The 16759-nt window shown below is 47.0% G+C and carries 12 protein-coding genes and 1 pseudogene; 5 read left to right on the forward strand and 8 right to left on the reverse strand.

The genetic code is table 11. From position 1 onward, the window contains the following. Nucleotides 1–69: 69 nt before the first annotated feature. A pseudogene (locus tag OC187_RS04530) lies at nt 70–219 on the forward strand (sigma factor-like helix-turn-helix DNA-binding protein); the annotation flags it as partial. 44 nt (nt 220–263) lie between these two features. Here the strand turns inward: OC187_RS04530 and dnaG are convergent. Together dnaG and OC187_RS00690 are read right to left on the reverse strand one after the other, a co-directional pair. Beyond that, nucleotides 264–2075 (reverse strand): DNA primase, encoded by a 1812-nt coding sequence (dnaG, locus tag OC187_RS00685; RefSeq protein ID WP_262997851.1) that lies wholly within the window; start codon nt 2073–2075, stop codon nt 264–266. A gap of 140 nt (nt 2076–2215) precedes the next feature. After that, on the reverse strand, nt 2216–3247 hold the full coding sequence (locus OC187_RS00690; protein ID WP_262997850.1) for a class I SAM-dependent methyltransferase: 1032 nt from the start codon (nt 3245–3247) through the stop codon (nt 2216–2218). Nucleotides 3248–3466: 219 nt separating this feature from the next. On the opposite strand from OC187_RS00690, the gene OC187_RS00695 reads away from it, so the two are divergent. After that, entirely contained in the window at nt 3467–3757 is a 291-nt protein-coding gene (locus tag OC187_RS00695; RefSeq protein ID WP_262997881.1) for a DUF2610 domain-containing protein, read from the forward strand. Between the two features lie 63 nt (nt 3758–3820). Here OC187_RS00695 and OC187_RS00700 read toward each other — a convergent pair whose 3' ends face one another. The 4 genes from OC187_RS00700 to OC187_RS00715 form a co-directional block, all read right to left on the reverse strand. Continuing rightward, nucleotides 3821–4396: a TlpA family protein disulfide reductase gene (locus OC187_RS00700; RefSeq protein ID WP_262997849.1), complete on the reverse strand. Its 576-nt coding sequence runs from the start codon at nt 4394–4396 to the stop codon at nt 3821–3823. Then, nucleotides 4389–5363, reverse strand: a complete 975-nt coding sequence (locus OC187_RS00705) for a ribonucleotide-diphosphate reductase subunit beta (RefSeq protein ID WP_262997848.1) — start codon at nt 5361–5363, stop codon at nt 4389–4391. The genes OC187_RS00700 and OC187_RS00705 overlap by 8 nt, the downstream gene beginning before the upstream one ends. A gap of 247 nt (nt 5364–5610) precedes the next feature. After that, complete coding sequence (cysS, locus tag OC187_RS00710; RefSeq protein WP_262997847.1) at nt 5611–7011, reverse strand: cysteine--tRNA ligase; 1401 nt, start codon at nt 7009–7011, stop codon at nt 5611–5613. Between the two features lies 1 nt (nt 7012). Continuing rightward, nucleotides 7013–7645: an exopolysaccharide biosynthesis protein gene (locus tag OC187_RS00715; RefSeq protein ID WP_262997880.1), complete on the reverse strand. Its 633-nt coding sequence runs from the start codon at nt 7643–7645 to the stop codon at nt 7013–7015. A 610-nt stretch (nt 7646–8255) separates the two neighbouring features. On the opposite strand from OC187_RS00715, the gene OC187_RS00720 reads away from it, so the two are divergent. From OC187_RS00720 to OC187_RS00730, 3 genes are all read left to right on the forward strand, one after another. Next, a complete protein-coding gene (locus OC187_RS00720; RefSeq protein WP_263008489.1) occupies nt 8256–13067 on the forward strand; it encodes an NAD-glutamate dehydrogenase in 4812 nt (1603 codons plus the stop codon). Continuing rightward, the gene (gene tatB / locus OC187_RS00725; protein WP_262997845.1) at nt 13060–13410 is read left to right on the forward strand and encodes a Sec-independent protein translocase subunit TatB; all 351 of its coding nucleotides are present in this window, start codon (nt 13060–13062) and stop codon (nt 13408–13410) included. Before OC187_RS00720 ends, tatB begins: the two co-directional genes overlap by 8 nt. Nucleotides 13411–13622: 212 nt before the next feature. Beyond that, complete coding sequence (locus OC187_RS00730) at nt 13623–14981, forward strand: PleD family two-component system response regulator (protein WP_262997844.1); 1359 nt, start codon at nt 13623–13625, stop codon at nt 14979–14981. Nucleotides 14982–15078: 97 nt separating this feature from the next. Here the strand turns inward: OC187_RS00730 and OC187_RS00735 are convergent, their stop codons facing one another. Both OC187_RS00735 and OC187_RS00740 read right to left on the reverse strand, forming a co-directional pair. Next, nucleotides 15079–15996 (reverse strand): RluA family pseudouridine synthase, encoded by a 918-nt coding sequence (locus OC187_RS00735; RefSeq protein ID WP_262997843.1) that lies wholly within the window; start codon nt 15994–15996, stop codon nt 15079–15081. Beyond that, nucleotides 15993–16757 carry an inositol monophosphatase family protein gene (locus OC187_RS00740; protein ID WP_262997842.1) on the reverse strand — a complete coding sequence of 255 codons (765 nt, stop codon included), beginning with the start codon at nt 16755–16757 and terminating at the stop codon, nt 15993–15995. The genes OC187_RS00735 and OC187_RS00740 overlap by 4 nt, the downstream gene beginning before the upstream one ends. Nucleotides 16758–16759: the final 2 nt, after the last annotated feature.

Consider the following 16759-nt stretch of genomic DNA (forward strand, 5'->3'; position numbering starts at 1 on the left):
CTTTAAGAAAGCTCAGGCACCCCAGTAGGGCTAGGAAGCTACGTGGCTTCTTTTAGCCCATAAAATTGGAAGGGCGGTAAAGACCATACCCTAGAAGAGGTTGGCAAACTTTTCAACGTAACCAGGGAGCGCATCAGGCAGATTGAGGCAAAGGCTTTAAGAAAGCTCAGGCACCCCAGTAGGGCTAGGAAGCTACGTGGCTTCTTTTACCCTAAATAGAGCGGCGAAGCTTGTATTTGAACAAGCGAGCAATCCCTACCCCTTTAGCACTGCCAAAGACCCCTAAGTTTGTCATCTATCTCCTTTGCATGCTCAGAAAGATTCAGTGCGATATCATATCTGCCTTCCAACCTGAGTTTCACTATTTGACCACGGATTTCTTCCAGCTGTTTTGATAGCATCAGCTTTTCCCACTCCTTTCTTGCGCGCGTCTCCACCTCCTCGCCAACTGCCGCAAACTCGCATCCCATAGCCGACATATTATGTTGCATTGAACGCAACAGCGACTCAAAATTGTTGCCTCTAGAACACAGCTCTCCAATCAGGTCCTCTTTGGAAAGCTCAACACTATGCGTTTCTATTATATCTACTATGTGCTGCTGTAGCAGCTTCATGTCTCCAACAAGGTCAAGACTGGCAAATTGCTCAAAAATCGCGGTATCATATAGTAGCTTCGGACACCCAATAACTGCACATATCACCCGCATCTGGTAACTTTCCTCCACATATGACTGCAGGGAAATACCACCCATCCTGCTGGACCTTAATTCCTGCTCTATAGCACGTGCATCGTTGTTAAACTTGCTATTTTTGTTGTATTTCTCTCGCTGTAAAGCCCTAACCTGCTGATAAAAAAAATTCCTGTAATGTCTTGCAATGCTTGCATCCCGAATCTTGGACGTGTATTCCTGCATCTTGCTTTCGAGCATCACGTATTGTTCAGGCACCATTTGACCTGAAGAAGACACATCCACTCGCGTTAGCTCGTAGTTCCACACAAATTCCGAAAGAGGCTTGGCTTGCACAATAAGATCCTTAACAAGATCTGCCCCCAGGGCGACACAAACATCATAGGGGTCCTTCCCATGCGGAGCAACGACAAAGCGTATGCTCTGGCCAGGTTTCATAACAGAGAGAGCAAGACCCGCTATCTTAATAGACGCATTAACTCCCGCGCTGTCACCATCCATCCAAACTATTATTTCAGGTACGATGTCCCACATGTACCTAAGATGCGCTTCAGTCATCGCGGTGCCTAGAAGCCCTACAACATTGTTTATCCCCAGCTGACTGAGCATAAGAACATCCATGTAACCCTCTACCGCGATAATCTTTCCTAGCTTTTTTGCGTGGGCCAATGCCAGGTGCAGTCCGTAAAGACTCTCCCTTTTCTTAAACAGTATATTTTCCGCTGAGTTTAAGTATTTGGGAGTATGCCCATCACTTACAGATCTCCCACCAAAGGCTATAACCCTACCCGTAGCACTGCATATGGGAAACACCAATCTGTTGTACAAACAATCTTGAAAATTTTTAGTCAGCAAACCCGCGTCGCGCAGCTTCTCCGCACTTATTTGGGATGACGCAAAGCACATCTTGATGCCAGATGCGGGAACGTACCCCAACCTGAATTTACGCGCAGTCCTTTCGTCTATACCCCGCATCTTTAAGTACGAAAGCGCAACCTGCGACTTCGATAACTGCTCACCAAACCAGCGAGCCACATGGTTCATTAACTCATACAGGAAATCCACCTCCCTATTTCTGCTTTTCGCCGGTAGATTAACACCGTACGTCTGCGCTAGGTGTTCAATAGCTTCTTTAAAGCCCAATCCGTCAATGTCGGACACGAACTGTATTACATCACCGTGAACTCCGCATCCGAAACAGTAGAACAGACCGTTGTCACAATTTATGTGAAATGATGGCGTCTTTTCTGAGTGAAATGGGCATAAGCCAACATAGTGGTTCACGCCCCTCTTGATGAGCTTAATCTTTTTAGATACCACGTCAAGCAGCCCAACTTTCTCTCTGATCAGAGTTACGTGATCGCTCTCCGAGTGGCTACTACTCATCAACGTTATATCCCAGGCCTCACCGCAAAATTATATCGCCAGAACCACACGTTGTCACACTGATATGTGTCGGTACCCCAATACTGCAAATGGTTCACATTAGTAAGTCTGTGTAATACGGACGCCGAACGGCACAGGTATCACGCGCAGTTGAGCAACAATACTTTGAACAGAGTACCCATATTCTCCGTGAGGCGCAAAAACGCATTTTTAAGCTCCTGCGCTTGTCGCTCCGTAGCGTTGCGCATCAAACACTCCAACCTTTCCCGAATCCCAAATTGGTATAAAAACTCCCTTTGTGTCATAACGCTACTAGTGACACATCGCAAACTTCTCCGCAGAAAACTGAAGTTGACATGCGCAGTAATATCGCACTTTCCGATATTGTTGAGAAAATTGCAGTAGCGATGTTGCATAACCGACTGTATGGTGCTCTTATATGGCGGGTCTAAGTACCCGTAATCTAGCACGATACCCGCCCCCCCGTTGCGCACAATTAGCCCTTCAAGATACCTCAAAACACTTTTGGCGGCATCGCAGTGCTCAATTATCCCTCCTGTAGGTGCATCAGCATATTCGTCAAAATCCCACGTGGTTTCCATGGCCACAATTCCCAGATTCCCTTGCTGATCACAACATATACAGTTCTCTTTCCAAGTTCCGTCATCGGCACGTATAAACTGCTTCACAGGCAACGCATCGAAAAACTCATTCGCTATCACAATCGTGGGCATTTCAGGTAATTCTTCAAGCCTGTAGTGCCAAAAGATCTCTCTGCAAACCAACTCACCCTTCAACGTTTCGCGCTGCACTTTACGCAATAATGAACTGATTTCAAGCAAATGAACTTCAAGTAGATCATCGTACCTAGAAAATTGTCTCAGCACCCTCAGAATGTCGTTCATTAGCGTTCCTCTACCCGGACCGAGCTCCAAAAGGGAAAACTTTCCTGAGATTCCCGCACCTTCTAGGTAGTGCAAAAGCCAAATAGCTATTACCTCTCCAAAAAGCTGGCTGATTTCCGCAGATGTTATGAAATCCCCTTCCCTACCAAAAGGGATTTTAGTCATATAGTATCCATGCTCATCGTGATAGAGAGCAAGTTCCATAAACTTGTCTATCGTGACGCAAGCTGAACTGGAAAAAATTAACTTCTTAAAGGAAAAACCCATACGTTAACGCATATATTACCCGGGTAAGTTACCATGGTGGTAAGGCCCATGTGCAGCCTCAGTTTACGAGGTTTTGTCGTACAAGGCAACAGCGCGCCTAGTCTCACACGGTCTTTACTCCTGCTATCGTTCCAACAAATTTTGTTGTACACACGGAACGTTAAGATCTGTAGAATGTCCAGAAGGGCGCAGTTTGCAGTTACTATAGTAGTTGAAGTTATGACTAACATTAAGAAGTTCATCGTCCCATGCGAGTTTGGTGGTAAGATTGCGCCATTTGCTATATACATTGGCGAACCAAGACCAGACGCGCATCCAGTACAACATCAAAATACCTGGCTGTCGAAAGAGCGCGGCGGGTCCGTACCCGAAAAAGTTAAAAACAGCCTGGAAAAACTACACAAATTGGCCAAGAAGAACGGCATATGCTTTGCAGACCTGTGCGCATACGCTCTAAGTGTGGCATCCTCAAACAAGAAGGATTGCAATACCGCCGACGTGCAGCAATAGACTAAACACTAGCGCAGAGAACTCCAGTTCGTGAGCAAGGCCGGCCCCCGCTGGGGCAACACTTTACTGTGAAGCTATAGACAGCAACTTTCCTATGACGTCAACGCCGTCCCACTTCACATTGCCATCTATACGGTAAAGCACAAGACCGCCTCTGTCGACAATAAGAGTAAGCGGTATGGCCCTCACATTGAAGTAATCAAAAAGAGCCCTACCCTCATCAAGGTACACGGTCATGCTGATCCCGTACTCTTTACAAAAAGACCGTACTGCATGCCGGTCGCCATAGGAGATCGGTAAAAAGGTGATCTTATCCTTTATTTCTTTTTGATTCAAATGATCCCAAATGGCCTGCAGCTCCCTAAGCAGCGCCACAGACTCAAGACTCCACGGAGCCCAAAACGCCACAACCAACACCCGCCCTTCAAAGTCTTTCGCGGAAAACTCCTTACCACTCAAATCGAAAAAGGGCTTATTCGCCATTTTAACGTTCTCTCTTAACTCCCCAGCGATAAACGCCTTGGGCAGCCCGCCAACGTCCTCGCTTGCGTCATCACCGAGAGCAACTGACCCCTGAAAGAACACCGAGGTAGCCGTAAGGAGAAACCAACACATCCATGTTAGTAAGGCTCTACCCATCTTCAAACGCCTCATCCCACGTTCCCTCCGTCGCGGCACGTGAATACTCTGTGACCCGATTCTCAAAGAAATTAGTGTGCTCAACCCCATTAAGAATCTCATCCAGCCATGGCAGGGGATTGACATTATCGCTATACATGGGCTCCAGATCCAGTTGTCTTAGCCTCCTGTTTGCTATGTAGCGTATGTACCGCTTAACCTCAGACGCCGAAAGCCCTTCTACATCCCCAAGAGCAAACGCAAGATCTATGAACTCATCCTCTAGCGAGACTATAACCTTACAGGCGCCATACAACTCATTGCGCAAATCCTCATCCCATATCTCGAGATTCTCGTGGATAAAGGTGTTGAACAACCGTATTATAGACTCAGTGTGCAAAGTCTCATCTCTAGCCGACCAGGCTATGATCTGCCCCATCCCTTTCATTTTGCCAAAACGCTGAAAGTTAAGCAGAATCGCGAACGATGCAAAAAGCTGCAGGCCCTCAGTAAAAGCACCAAACACAGCCAGAGTCTTTGCTACATGTCTCTTATCACCCTTTCTAGATTCTTCGAACCTCTGCATATAGTCATACTTTTTCTTCATTACCTCGAACTTCAGGAACGCCTGATACTCAACTTCAGGCATCCCGATAGTGTCTAAAAGGTAAGAATACGCCGCAATGTGCACAGTCTCCATGTTAGAGAAGGCAGAAAGCATCATGCAAATCTCTGTGGGTTTAAAGATGTTCGAGTAGTGCTTCATGTAGCAGTTGTTGACTTCTATATCCGCCTGGGTGAAGAAGCGGAAAATCTGCACCAGGAGGTTCTTCTCCTTCTCGGACAGTTTGGTCTTCCAATCCTGAACATCGTCTGCGAGAGGAACCTCCTCAGGTATCCAGTGTATTCTCTGCTGGCACAACCAAGCATCATACGCCCACGGGTAATAGAAGGGTTTGTAAACCGGCCTGGCATCCAACAAAGACATGTACGCGCTACCCCAGAAAATGCCCATAGCCCAAACTTACAAATAACTCAGAAATTGTCAATCATTACCGCTGCTTTTTCGGAACACAGAGCATTGGCCGTTCTTATCAATATTGCCTACTAGAGGGCAACCAATGTGCTACAACAATTTAAGCACCGTAAGATTTAGGTACCCGAGCACTACACCCCAACTTGTAAGTGCGGAAGCGGTGGTTTATCCGTAGTAGTATGTCTATGTTTGGGGCGCACTAGCCTTTTCTGTACCAATGTGTTGAGCCATCTTTTTCGTCAGAGATCCCTATCCCCAGGTCAGACAGACGCTGTCTTATTTTATCTGCCAATTCGAAATCTCCGCACTTCTTAGCTGCACCCCTCTCTTCTATTAGCTTAATAATCTCGCTCTCATCGATTGTGCGTTGTGCGCCATGTAATCGCCTCTCTGGAAAATTGCGAAACACACCCATAAGTATTGCGCTCTTGTTCAACACTCTGGCAAGTCGCAACTTCTGCTTACTACTGTCGGCTTTGTTAATTTCCTTTACAAGCTCATGAAGAGCCGCGATTGCCCCTGGCGTGTTCATATCATCCTTCAGTGATTCCATTACCGCATCATGAACATCCACATCCTCTAAATTTGTATTCAGTGACTCAGCAGAAAACTCCCCGCAGGAACGGTACATCCTGTTCAGTGCCTCCCTGGCATCAAGCACGGCTTTATCTCCCCAATTAAGGGGCTTGCGGTAATGCGTACTAAGGAAGACGTACCTGATCACCTCCCCATCCACTCCCCCACTAAGCAATCCCCTAACAGTTATCACGTTACCAAGAGACTTGCTCATCTTTTCACCGTTGTTTACTGTTAGAAATCCGTTGTGCACCCAGTATCTGGCATACTCGCTGCCAGGAAATGCACAGCAACTCTGCGACAGCTCATTTTCGTGATGCGGAAACATCAAGTCCGCTCCACCCCCATGGATGTCAAAGTCTTTACCCAGGTAGCGATAGCTCATGGCAGAGCATTCTATGTGCCACCCAGGCCGCCCCATGCCCCATAAACTAGGCCAACATGCCCCAAGCCTTAGGTCGAGCTCAGTTGCAGGTTTCCAAAGCACAAAATCCCCGGGGTGACGCTTGTCGGCATCAACCTCCACTCTGCTACCAGATATCATATCCCCTAGCCTCCTTCCGGACAGCCTCCCGTAGGGCTCATAGGACTCCACACTGAAATACACGGTACCGCCTTTTACGTAAGCGTGGCCTGACGCGATTAATTCATTAATTAAGTTAAGCATAACCTCGATTTCTTCCGTAGCCCTAGGCTCATGGGTCGGTGCAAGACAATTGAGCTCTGCAACATCTTCGTGAAATAGTTTAGTATAGTGCGCGGTCAGCTCCGCTATGCTTTTACCTTCCGCATCTGCGGCATTTATAATCTTGTCGTCTACATCAGTTATATTCCTAACGTATACAACCTCCGGATACAGCGCCCTCAGCAACCTGAACAGAACATCGTATACAACAACAGAGCGCGCATTCCCTATATGCGCCAAATCATAAACCGTGGGACCACAAACGTAGACACCCACACGCCCACAATCAAGAGGCGAAAAAACCCTCTTGTTTGCGTGGAGGGTGTCATAAATCCTCATCTCACCACAGCCCCGACAGGAAGGAAAACATCTCAATAACCAATTTGGGCCCCGCAACCAGCACAACTGAAGTAACTGCAAGCCCGAAAAGCCCCACCAACGCTCCAAGCACAACCAGTATACCATCCCTGTTCAGTACACCGAGCGCCATGGCCGATATACCCCAAGCGGGAATGAAGTTGGTCAAGGGAAGAGGGATCGCGATGGAAATAGCACACAAAAGGCACATCAAAGCCACCATCCTGTCTCCTATGCCGCTAAACACCACTAGCACCCTAGGCTTACTCCACCTTTCCATTCTCTTCAAAACTGGCGACGTCTTCTCAATCACAGTCGCCAAGAACTCGCGTTTGAAGGACCGCTTCTCCAAAAAGGCAGGTAGCCAGGGCGCGGAAAAACCCATGAGCATCTGAGCAGAAAACAACAAGAGTGGCAAAGACAGTACAGTCGTATAACCAGGCGGTACAGGAATTGGTATGGAAAGGGGAAGCGCAACAATAAGCATCAGTACACCGAACCCCCTGTCGCGCAAGATCGCCTTGAGCTCATACAGCGTGACCCTATCAGCGTCCCCCTGCGTTCCCACCTCTGCCAGCAAGTCAGAGACAGCTTTCCCACCCTTGTATGCAACCATAACACAACTCACAACAAACAACGTACCAGCAGAGCTGGATATCACAATAGCAAAATCGTGTACAGAAAAATGTCGGGGCTAGGCGAGGACAATCGAGCGGGCCATCCTCATAAATCACACCTTGCAGTTACGCCTATAATCCTGCGCCCCGCACGGGTGCGGTTGCTAGATGCAGGCAAGCAAAGTTGGTTAAGATCACTAATTACCGAGCTCTACCCCACATTGGTTGGTATCGTAATCTGCCACGTCCCTGCTCAACAAAAATTTAGCTGCGATCACAGCCAATATACGCAGGAGCCTCAATCATCCGCGCATCACAAACGCGCAAGTGTACATGATATGCATTCACAAACGTATTGTGATACAGGCACATAAATCCAGACTCGGTTCCACGGGCGCGAAATAGAGTGCGTACAATAAATTTTCAAAAAAAATTTAATATTGCTGTGTACGACAGCCGGTTATATGGTTACCATACAATCGGGGGATCTACATACAAGAGTTCGGTGAATTAATTGTGTTTTAATCGGTATGGGATATGCTACCCTGGGGCCTGTGGTAGGTTGTATTGCTCCCTGTTGGTTTTTGTTCCTTAAGACATGTAAAGTAAATGCGCATCCCACAAGATAGTGCTTACAGTTTCGATGAACATGTGGTTGCCCCCGTACTCAACGCTCTGAAGCAGAAGTTTCCATCGTCAGCCAGCAGCTATAGTGTACTAAAAAGCTTCATAGAGCAGTTCTACAGTTTTTCCTACAGCACAGACGTCAGGCTTACCAGCGAGTTTCTGTTGGATGTCGCAGAGGATTTATACAATTTCATAGGTGGCCGAAAACCCCAGGAGAGCATGGTGCGCGTATTTTTGGCGGATCGCCCGGGTTTTCCCGGAGAGTCCCTCACCGTTGTAGAAACCGCCCACGACAACATGCCGTTCATAATAGACTCGGTGATAATAGCGCTGAAGAAGCATGGGCTGCCCATATATCATTACACAAACGCTGTTTTACTCCTCAAGAGGGAGAATGGCAAAATTGTGGAAGTTGATGCGTCATCCACTAAACCCTGCACAGAAGGGTATACGCGCGAATCTGTAGCATACTTTGTGGTGGAGTCTACAAGCACGGAGTTGCAACATGAGATAAAAGTAGAAGTCGAAAGGGCTCTGCGCTCAGTTACCCATTGTGTGGGAGATTGGCATCCTATGCTTGATCAAGTGGACGAGCTAATATCTCACATGAAGGAAGATGTGTCACACGGGGAGGTTTGCGATTTTCTGAGGTGGTTGCGCGAGGACAACTTTGTATTTCTAGGGTACAGCGAATATGAAGCGTCAAAGTCCGGAAGTTTATTGCTGAAACCGGAGCGCAGCCTGGGATTACAAAGAATAGGGGAAGCCCCCCAGGAGCCCGAGAAAAGCCCGATACAGGGCGGAGAGCCTTTGTACGTCGTGCAATCAAATTGCATTTCCCACGTCCATAGGCACGGATATATGGTCTGCATAGGCCTCCGCATACTGGACAGAGCAGGAAGCACAAAACGGGAAGGGTGTTTCTACGGATTTTTCACCTCATCGATAGAATTCCAAAGCGCGTGCCACATACCAGTGATCAGGAAAAAGGTAGAGCTTGTCGAGAAGAGATCTGGGTTCCTCAAAAATGGGCATAACAGCAAAGCGTTGATGGCTATCATGCAGAAATTCTCTAGAGAGGAGCTTTTCCGCTTTTCCGAGGAGGATCTATTCCAAATTTCAATGGGGATACTTTTCCTGTCGAGCAACCAGAAAGTGAAGTTGTTTATTCTGAAAGATGTAGTAAACAACTTCATCGGCTGCATCATATTCATACCAAAAAATCTAGCCAGCACAGAGTTGGCCAACCGGATAGCTTCAGTACTGGAGAAAGTCTTTGATGGCAAAGTAGTCGGCCAGTACTACAACATGTATGACGAGTCTGACCTGGTGAGGCTGCAATTCACAGTAAAGACTGACAACGAAGCTTCCTATACCATATCGGCGCAAGAAGTCGAAAGGATAGTGGTGGAATCAACAAAGCGGTGGGAAGACAGGTTGCAGCAAGTGGTTTCCCAGAAACTGGAAGGTGACTTCTCAGCATACGTAAACGCCTTTCCCGCCAGTTACCAGGAGTATTTTACTCCGGAGAATGCGCGCCACGACATTTTGAAAATACACAAAGTGCTGGAGAGTTCCACAGGTGAAAGCGAAGCAGATCTTTATCTACTGGAGAGCTGTAGCCACTATCAGCTCAAGATATACGTACCACTAGAGGGGGATCTCAACCTATCAAAGGTTCTCGATGTGGTGAAAAAAATGGGAGCAAAAATGTCGCAGCACTACAGCTATGACATTACAGTGCGGGACAAGTGCGTACGTTTGCATCACTTCGTGCTTGCCAATACGAGCAAATCCTTTGACCATCGCGACATAAAGGGCCGATTTGAGACTACACTGAAAAAGGTATTCTCCGGAGAAATTGAGAACGATTACTTCAACAGTTTGGCGATCCTAGCAAATTTGAAGTGGAAAGAGGTCTTGCTCGTGAGAACGCTGAGCAGGTACCTGAAGCAAATCTCATTCAACTACAGCCAAGCGTATATTCAAAAGGTCGTCAGGAAGAACTCCAACATGGTGCACCTGTTTGTAAGGCTATTTGAGGCTAGGTTTGACCCAGACATAAAGGGCAACAGAGCAGCCAAAGTGGCAAGCGTGCGCAAGTCAATCGATGAGCTGTTTACGCAGGTCTCAGATATAGTACACGACTATATTCTAAAATGTATATACAACCTTATATCCGCGGTGCTACGGACGAACTATTACCAAGACGCTAGAAGTTACCTCTCCATAAAGCTAGATTCCAGCGCGGTTCCCGATATCCCTAAACCCTACCCCTTCAGGGAGATATACGTTTACTCCAACACACTTGAGGGAATACACCTGCGTGGTGGCAAGGTGGCAAGAGGCGGCATACGGTGGTCTGACAGGACAGAGGACTTTCGCACAGAAGTTCTGGGATTGATGAAAGCACAAATGACAAAAAACTCTGTGATAGTCCCAGTCGGCTCAAAGGGCGGCTTTGTCTTGAAAGGCAATTCGAGGAAGCTGGGATCCGTTGAGTGTGCGGTTGAGTGTTACAAAAACTTCCTGCGTGGTATATTGGATATCACTGACAACATAGTAGATGGAAAGTGCATCACTCCCGACCGCGTAATTAGATACGATGACGACGATCCATATTTGGTAGTCGCAGCCGATAAGGGCACTGCGTCTTTTTCCGACCATGCGAATAAGGTATCTGCTGAGTATAGTTTCTGGCTCGGGGATGCGTTTGCATCTGGAGGATCTGTTGGATTCGATCACAAAAAAATAGGCATCACAGCGAAGGGAGCGTGGGTCGCTGCTCAAAGACATTTCTGGGTCATGGGAAAAGACATACAGAAAGATACCTTTACAGCAATTGGCATTGGAGACATGTCGGGTGACGTGTTTGGAAATGGAATGTTATTATCCGACAAGATACGCCTGCTCGGGGCCTTCAACCACATACACATATTTGTTGACCCATCTCCTGATCCGGCCACAAGTTTTGTGGAGCGCAAGCGGTTGTTTGAGACTCCCGGATCGTCTTGGAAAGATTACAAGCCAGAGCTCATATCTGAGGGCGGAGGTGTGTTCTGCCGCAATTCAAAAGCCATCAATCTGACTCCAGAAATGAAAAAGTGCTTTCGGATAGTCACCGATGACGAAAGCATTTCCCCTACTGCCCTGATCAGATCTATGCTGAAGGCACCTGTGGATATGATTTGGAACGGGGGGATCGGAACATATGTTAAGTCATCAAAGGAAACCCACATCACTGTTGGTGATAAGGCCAATGATAGGCTTAGAATTGATGGCAAAGACGTACGTGCTGCGATGGTAATAGAAGGAGGTAACCTCGGGTGCACACAGCTGGGTAGAGTGGAGTATGCCAACAATGGGGGGAGAATCAATACAGACTTCGTGGATAACGCTGGTGGGGTTATCTGCTCGGATTTCGAAGTAAACTTAAAAATCTGCCTGGAAATGGCTGTCAAGGACAAGTTCATATCACTAGAAGAGCGCAACAAAATACTGTACGGCATGCTCAATGACATCCCCAATATTCTAATGGAGCACCATAATAAGCTGGAAACCAGGACACTAATGCTAGAATGCATGCAAGCACAAAAGCGGATAGAGCAGCATCATAGGATAATGCAGTACCTCGAAAAGATAAAGGTTCTGGATCGAAGTATAGAGTTCCTACCCAGTGACGAAGAGGTCTTGAAAATGGTCTCTGAATCTCGGGGGCTTGATGCACCACAAATAGCTGTGCTCATAGCATATGTGCGAACATTTATAAAGGGTGAGATTATAAAATCTAACCTTCTTAAGCACGGTCTAGCGGACATTTACGAGTCTCAGTATCTGCTTTCATATTTTCCAGAGTGCATAAGGAACAAGTTTGGGAAGTACATAAAGCAGCACAAGTTGAAGCATGAGATACTGGCCACCTGTATCTCAAACGACATAGTAAACAGGATGGGTTGCGTCTTTGTTAGCCACATCGAGAGTATGGGCATCACTATAGACACAATCGCCAGGGTGTATGTAATAATATCAATGATATACAACCTGCAGGACATATGGAGCGAGCTTGACAGGGTAGACGGCACCATAGATGCAAGCGATTATGTTAAGATTGTCAGAGAGGTTCAAAAATTTGTCGGGCAGGCAACTTTTTGGCTGTTCCGACACATGCACAAGTTTGTCGATATAGAGAAAAGGCTGGGGAGCCTCTCAGCGCAAACTTTGCTTATTGAACAGAACATGGAGAACATTCTGTGCGGTGAGTTCTTGGAATCCTACAACGCAGTACGGGAAAACTTCCCATGGCAAAGCTTGAGCCCCGAAATAGCGCAAAGAATCAAAGGGCTACAGTTCCTGGTTTTCGCTATGGATATAATATATCTGGCGGAGAGCACTGGAGTTGACATAGTCGCAGTTGGCAAGGTGTATTTCAGGCTGCGTTCCGTCCTGAGCTTTAGTCGGATCAGAGAATTAGCTATGCAGATGGATGCGGTTTCTCCGTACTGGCAGCGTATAGCCATCAGAAACCTGCTTGACGATCTAAGCGATTATCAGTCCATAATCACGGGTAATATAGTAAGGCATGTGTCCCCCGAGGAAAAAGCGGGCACACAAAAATGCATGGACACCGTAGCAAAGGAGCACGTAGACTCCTGGTGTACTCAGTACAAAAATCAATTAGATGGGTATTACAGGTTTTTGGAAGATATAAATTCGACTCAGCTCGACCTGAGCAAATTGGTACTAGTGATAAGGTCTCTCAGTGTCTTCACTGTGGGAAAGGACTATCATGCTTAATGTAGGTTTTTCCGAAATGGTGTTGATCCTGGTGGTAGGATGCCTGGCTACAGACCCTAAAAAAATTCCGGGATTGCTGAGAACCGCAGGAACGTACTATAGGAAGTTTTCAGAGATTAAGGAGGAAGTGCTGAGTGCCGTGCGTGCAATGTGCAACGAAAGTAAAGACGGCAACAAGACACATGCAGGCAAGAAAAGGTATATCATGGGCAACGACGGGGCTCTACACGAAGCGTACGAAATTCGCGACATGGTGGGCCGCAGTACATCTGAGATTCAGGAGTCCGTCGACGAAAATTATGCACCTGTCCCAGACGAGAGGAAGCATCAATCAGAAGATTGACTCGAGTGGCGAGGCATCCTGCTAGCTGCGCGTAGTGAGGCAGTTGAAACGTGCGCTTCTGGGTGGTATTATCTAGACATCGGGTACAGGATTACAACGTTTGGGCCACGGTACCTATGCTTCGCTGCATAGCGTGCGTTTGTCAGTAGTGACAAAACCAGGTCGACGTACGCAACCCAAAATATGCAATCAACTTAGTGTGGCAGAAGACAATGACAGCTAAAATATTGGTGGTAGATGACCTCGTAGCCAACGTTAAGCTACTGCAGGCAAAGCTCACAAAAGAGTATTACAATGTACTCACCGCAATGAGCGGAGAAGAGGCTATAGAAGCGGCAAGAGAAAAACATCCGGACATGATACTGCTAGATGTAATGATGCCGGGCATGGATGGATACGAAACTTGCAGAAGACTCAGGGCAGACCCTGCAACCACCTATATACCAGTTGTGATGATCACGGCGCTGGACAACACTACTGACAATCGCGTACAGGGAATTAGCGCTGGAGCCGACGATTTCCTCACTAAGCCAATCAATGATGTGGCGCTCTTCTCAAGAATCAGGTCACTTACCAGATTTAAAATTCTTGTCGATGAGTTGAGACTCAGAGGCAAAACCAATACTGAGATAAGCTCAGTAGATGGGGATATCATGCATTATGCAAACCAGATCTCCAACGCTAAGGTCATGATTATAGACGGGGATAAGACGCGCTCAGAACACATCAACAATGTACTACAAGAGTCTTTTCAGGAAACAGCAGTTTTGGACAATCCGTCGCAGAGCGTCAATCTCCAGAACGCAGAAAGCTATGATCTTTTCATAGTAGATCTAAACTTCGACGGCGATGGATTAAGGCTCTGCTCAAACTTTAGGAGCAATAACAACACACGTTATACCCCAATCCTGGTGCTATTGGACGAAAGCGATGATGCTGGAATATTGAGTAGGGCCTTTGAGATTGGTATTAGCGACTACATCATGGCTCCCATAGATAGCAACGAGCTTCTGGCAAGAGCAACCGTGCAGGTTAAAAGAAAAAGGTACCAGGATGCGCTTCGAATGCATCTGGAAGATAATGCAGCAATGTCCATCACGGACCCGCTTACAGGGTGCTACAACAGGAGATACTTTGACATGCACTTTCAGAATATTGTGAATGAAGCGCGAAACAAGGATAAAAACCTATCCGTAATGATAATGGATGTAGACCATTTCAAGCGTGTAAACGACACTCTTGGCCACACAGTAGGGGACGAGCTACTGCAGCAACTCAAAAAACGAATTTTTGACAATATTAGAATATCTGATTTGCTCGCAAGATTCGGAGGTGAAGAGTTTGTAGTAATTTTACCCGAAACAGACATAGACAACGCAGTGGGAGTGGCCAATCGTCTCAGGACAAAAATAGCCGAGGCGCCCTTTGATACAAGTGCGGGTGCAATTGACAAAACCATCAGTATAGGCGTTGCAGAGTTCAATCCCACTGAAGAGGCAAAAGACTTTTTAAATAGGGCAGATAGGTGCCTGTATTCCGCCAAGGAAACCAGAAATACTGTTTACTACTAGCAATGTAGCTCCCTGCCCCTGCATTTCATGCAAATTGTGATCGCGCCACAGCATAGCGCCCCCACTTGCAGCCACACTCCTGTTGATGAAGTGGCAGCTAGCAAGAGCCATCGCGAACTTGGCAAGCGGTAGAAAGCGCGTTTATTGTCTCTTCCATGTAATTGGGAATAGGAGCAGATATACTCAGCTTGCGCCCCATTGGCTCCAAGATCAGTAGAGAAGCATGAAGATGTAGTGCTTGCTGTCCTGTAGGATCACATTTACAGTACTTCCTATCCCCAACGATAGGGCACCCCATCTGCGACATATGAATTCGTAATTGATGCTTTCTTCCAGTTACAGGATGTAGTAACACTACTGCAAAGTTCCCTAAAGTCTTCACCACCGAGAATATGGTTCTTGCCTCCTTGCTAACCACCCCACCCCCAATTTCGGCCTTGTATAGTATCGGCGTATTCACCTCCCCAGTAGTTGGGCTTGGTATTCCTAGGGTAATCGCCGTGTACTCCTTATGGACCCTTCTGTCCCGAAACTCACTAGCTAAGCGCCTAGCAACACTCAAGTTTCTTGCGAGCACGAGCACACCGCTCGTATCTTTGTCCAATCTATGAACTATCCTGCAGCATTCACCGGGCCTTATTTTATCCAGCAAGTCAGCAATGCTAGTCTTAACATTGCTACCACCTTGAACGCTGACACCAGCAGGCTTGTTGACCGCTATTATGTCTTCATCTTCATACACTATGCTACTGCTTATCAGGCGCAAAAGCGACGTATGCCGAAATTCGTGAATTTCCTTCCCGCGCTGCTCGATGCGGTGAGTGCCTTTTATACTTAAGACATCACCATCACTCACCCTAGTAGACGATTTTGTCTTAGTGTTGTTAAGTAATATTTCTCCTTTGCGCAGCGATTTCTCTATGAAAGACTGGGGAACACCGGGCAACAGGTTACGCAAATACCTGTCCACCCGCACTCCAGGGCACGCTTCTTCAACAATATATTCTTTTCTCACTGCAAGAAATTCCGCTCGACAAAATCACACAGAAATGGGTTGCCAGCAACCAGCATTCCGCCCTTGCTGATCATACCACCCTGACTCCCCTCAATAAAGAGCCTGCCCATACGAGCCTTGTACTCACCAACACCAGAGTAGACCACTACGTCATAATATGCGGAAGATGCGTACACAAACCCAAGAATAACAGACCCCATGGAGCGCAGTATAGCATGCTTAGACACAAACCCCTGAGCTACAGGCAGGACATTAGAACACCCAGCAGTAAAATCTACCAATGCGGTACCGACGCCCTCTTTCCTGGAAACACGCATTTTAACATATCGAGATTGATTATTCTCCACAAAAGCACCCAAGCCTTTATCCACGTAAAACGTTTCCCTCAGCACTGGAGCATCAACCACTGCTGCTATTACATCTCCGTCCTTCACAAGCGCAACTGCAGTCGCGAAATATGGTAACCCATTGATAAAATTCGTCCTGCTGTCTATCGGGCTCACAAACCAGAACATATTCCCCAACTCTTGTGCTTCGCTGGAGCTACCATCAAGGAATATCCCATATTCCTGCTTGTAGGCCTTAAGCTCTTCACCTATGATCATACCAGATCTTGAGTAAGCAGATTTGGTAAACTCTCTTGCAGCAGCGTGGGAAGATTGCAAACACCTGATCTCATTAAAGTCCCGGGCCAGCCCCCTGGAGGATTTGCGCACAGCTCTGAGCATAACACCAACTACTGGAGAAAAAAGCGCAGACATAC

The organism is Anaplasma capra (assembly GCF_025628805.1).
Classification (GTDB): Bacteria; Pseudomonadota; Alphaproteobacteria; order Rickettsiales; family Anaplasmataceae; genus Anaplasma; species Anaplasma capra.

Excerpts from the sequence above, each read along its gene's own strand:
- OC187_RS00730 (WP_262997844.1), top strand. The coding sequence starts at position 13,623 with ATGACAGCTAAAATATTGGTGGTAGATGACCTCGTAGCCAACGTTAAG.
- OC187_RS00715 (WP_262997880.1), bottom strand. The coding sequence starts at position 7,645 with ATGGTTGCATACAAGGGTGGGAAAGCTGTCTCTGACTTGCTGGCAGAG.
- dnaG (WP_262997851.1), bottom strand. The coding sequence starts at position 2,075 with ATGAGTAGTAGCCACTCGGAGAGCGATCACGTAACTCTGATCAGAGAG.
- OC187_RS00720 (WP_263008489.1), top strand. The coding sequence starts at position 8,256 with ATGCGCATCCCACAAGATAGTGCTTACAGTTTCGATGAACATGTGGTT.
- OC187_RS00740 (WP_262997842.1), bottom strand. The coding sequence starts at position 16,757 with ATGTCTGCGCTTTTTTCTCCAGTAGTTGGTGTTATGCTCAGAGCTGTG.
- OC187_RS00690 (WP_262997850.1), bottom strand. The coding sequence starts at position 3,247 with ATGGGTTTTTCCTTTAAGAAGTTAATTTTTTCCAGTTCAGCTTGCGTC.
- OC187_RS00705 (WP_262997848.1), bottom strand. The coding sequence starts at position 5,363 with ATGTCTTTGTTGGATGCCAGGCCGGTTTACAAACCCTTCTATTACCCG.
- OC187_RS00700 (WP_262997849.1), bottom strand. The coding sequence starts at position 4,396 with ATGGGTAGAGCCTTACTAACATGGATGTGTTGGTTTCTCCTTACGGCT.
- tatB (WP_262997845.1), top strand. The coding sequence starts at position 13,060 with ATGCTTAATGTAGGTTTTTCCGAAATGGTGTTGATCCTGGTGGTAGGA.
- OC187_RS00695 (WP_262997881.1), top strand. The coding sequence starts at position 3,467 with ATGACTAACATTAAGAAGTTCATCGTCCCATGCGAGTTTGGTGGTAAG.
- cysS (WP_262997847.1), bottom strand. The coding sequence starts at position 7,011 with ATGAGGATTTATGACACCCTCCACGCAAACAAGAGGGTTTTTTCGCCT.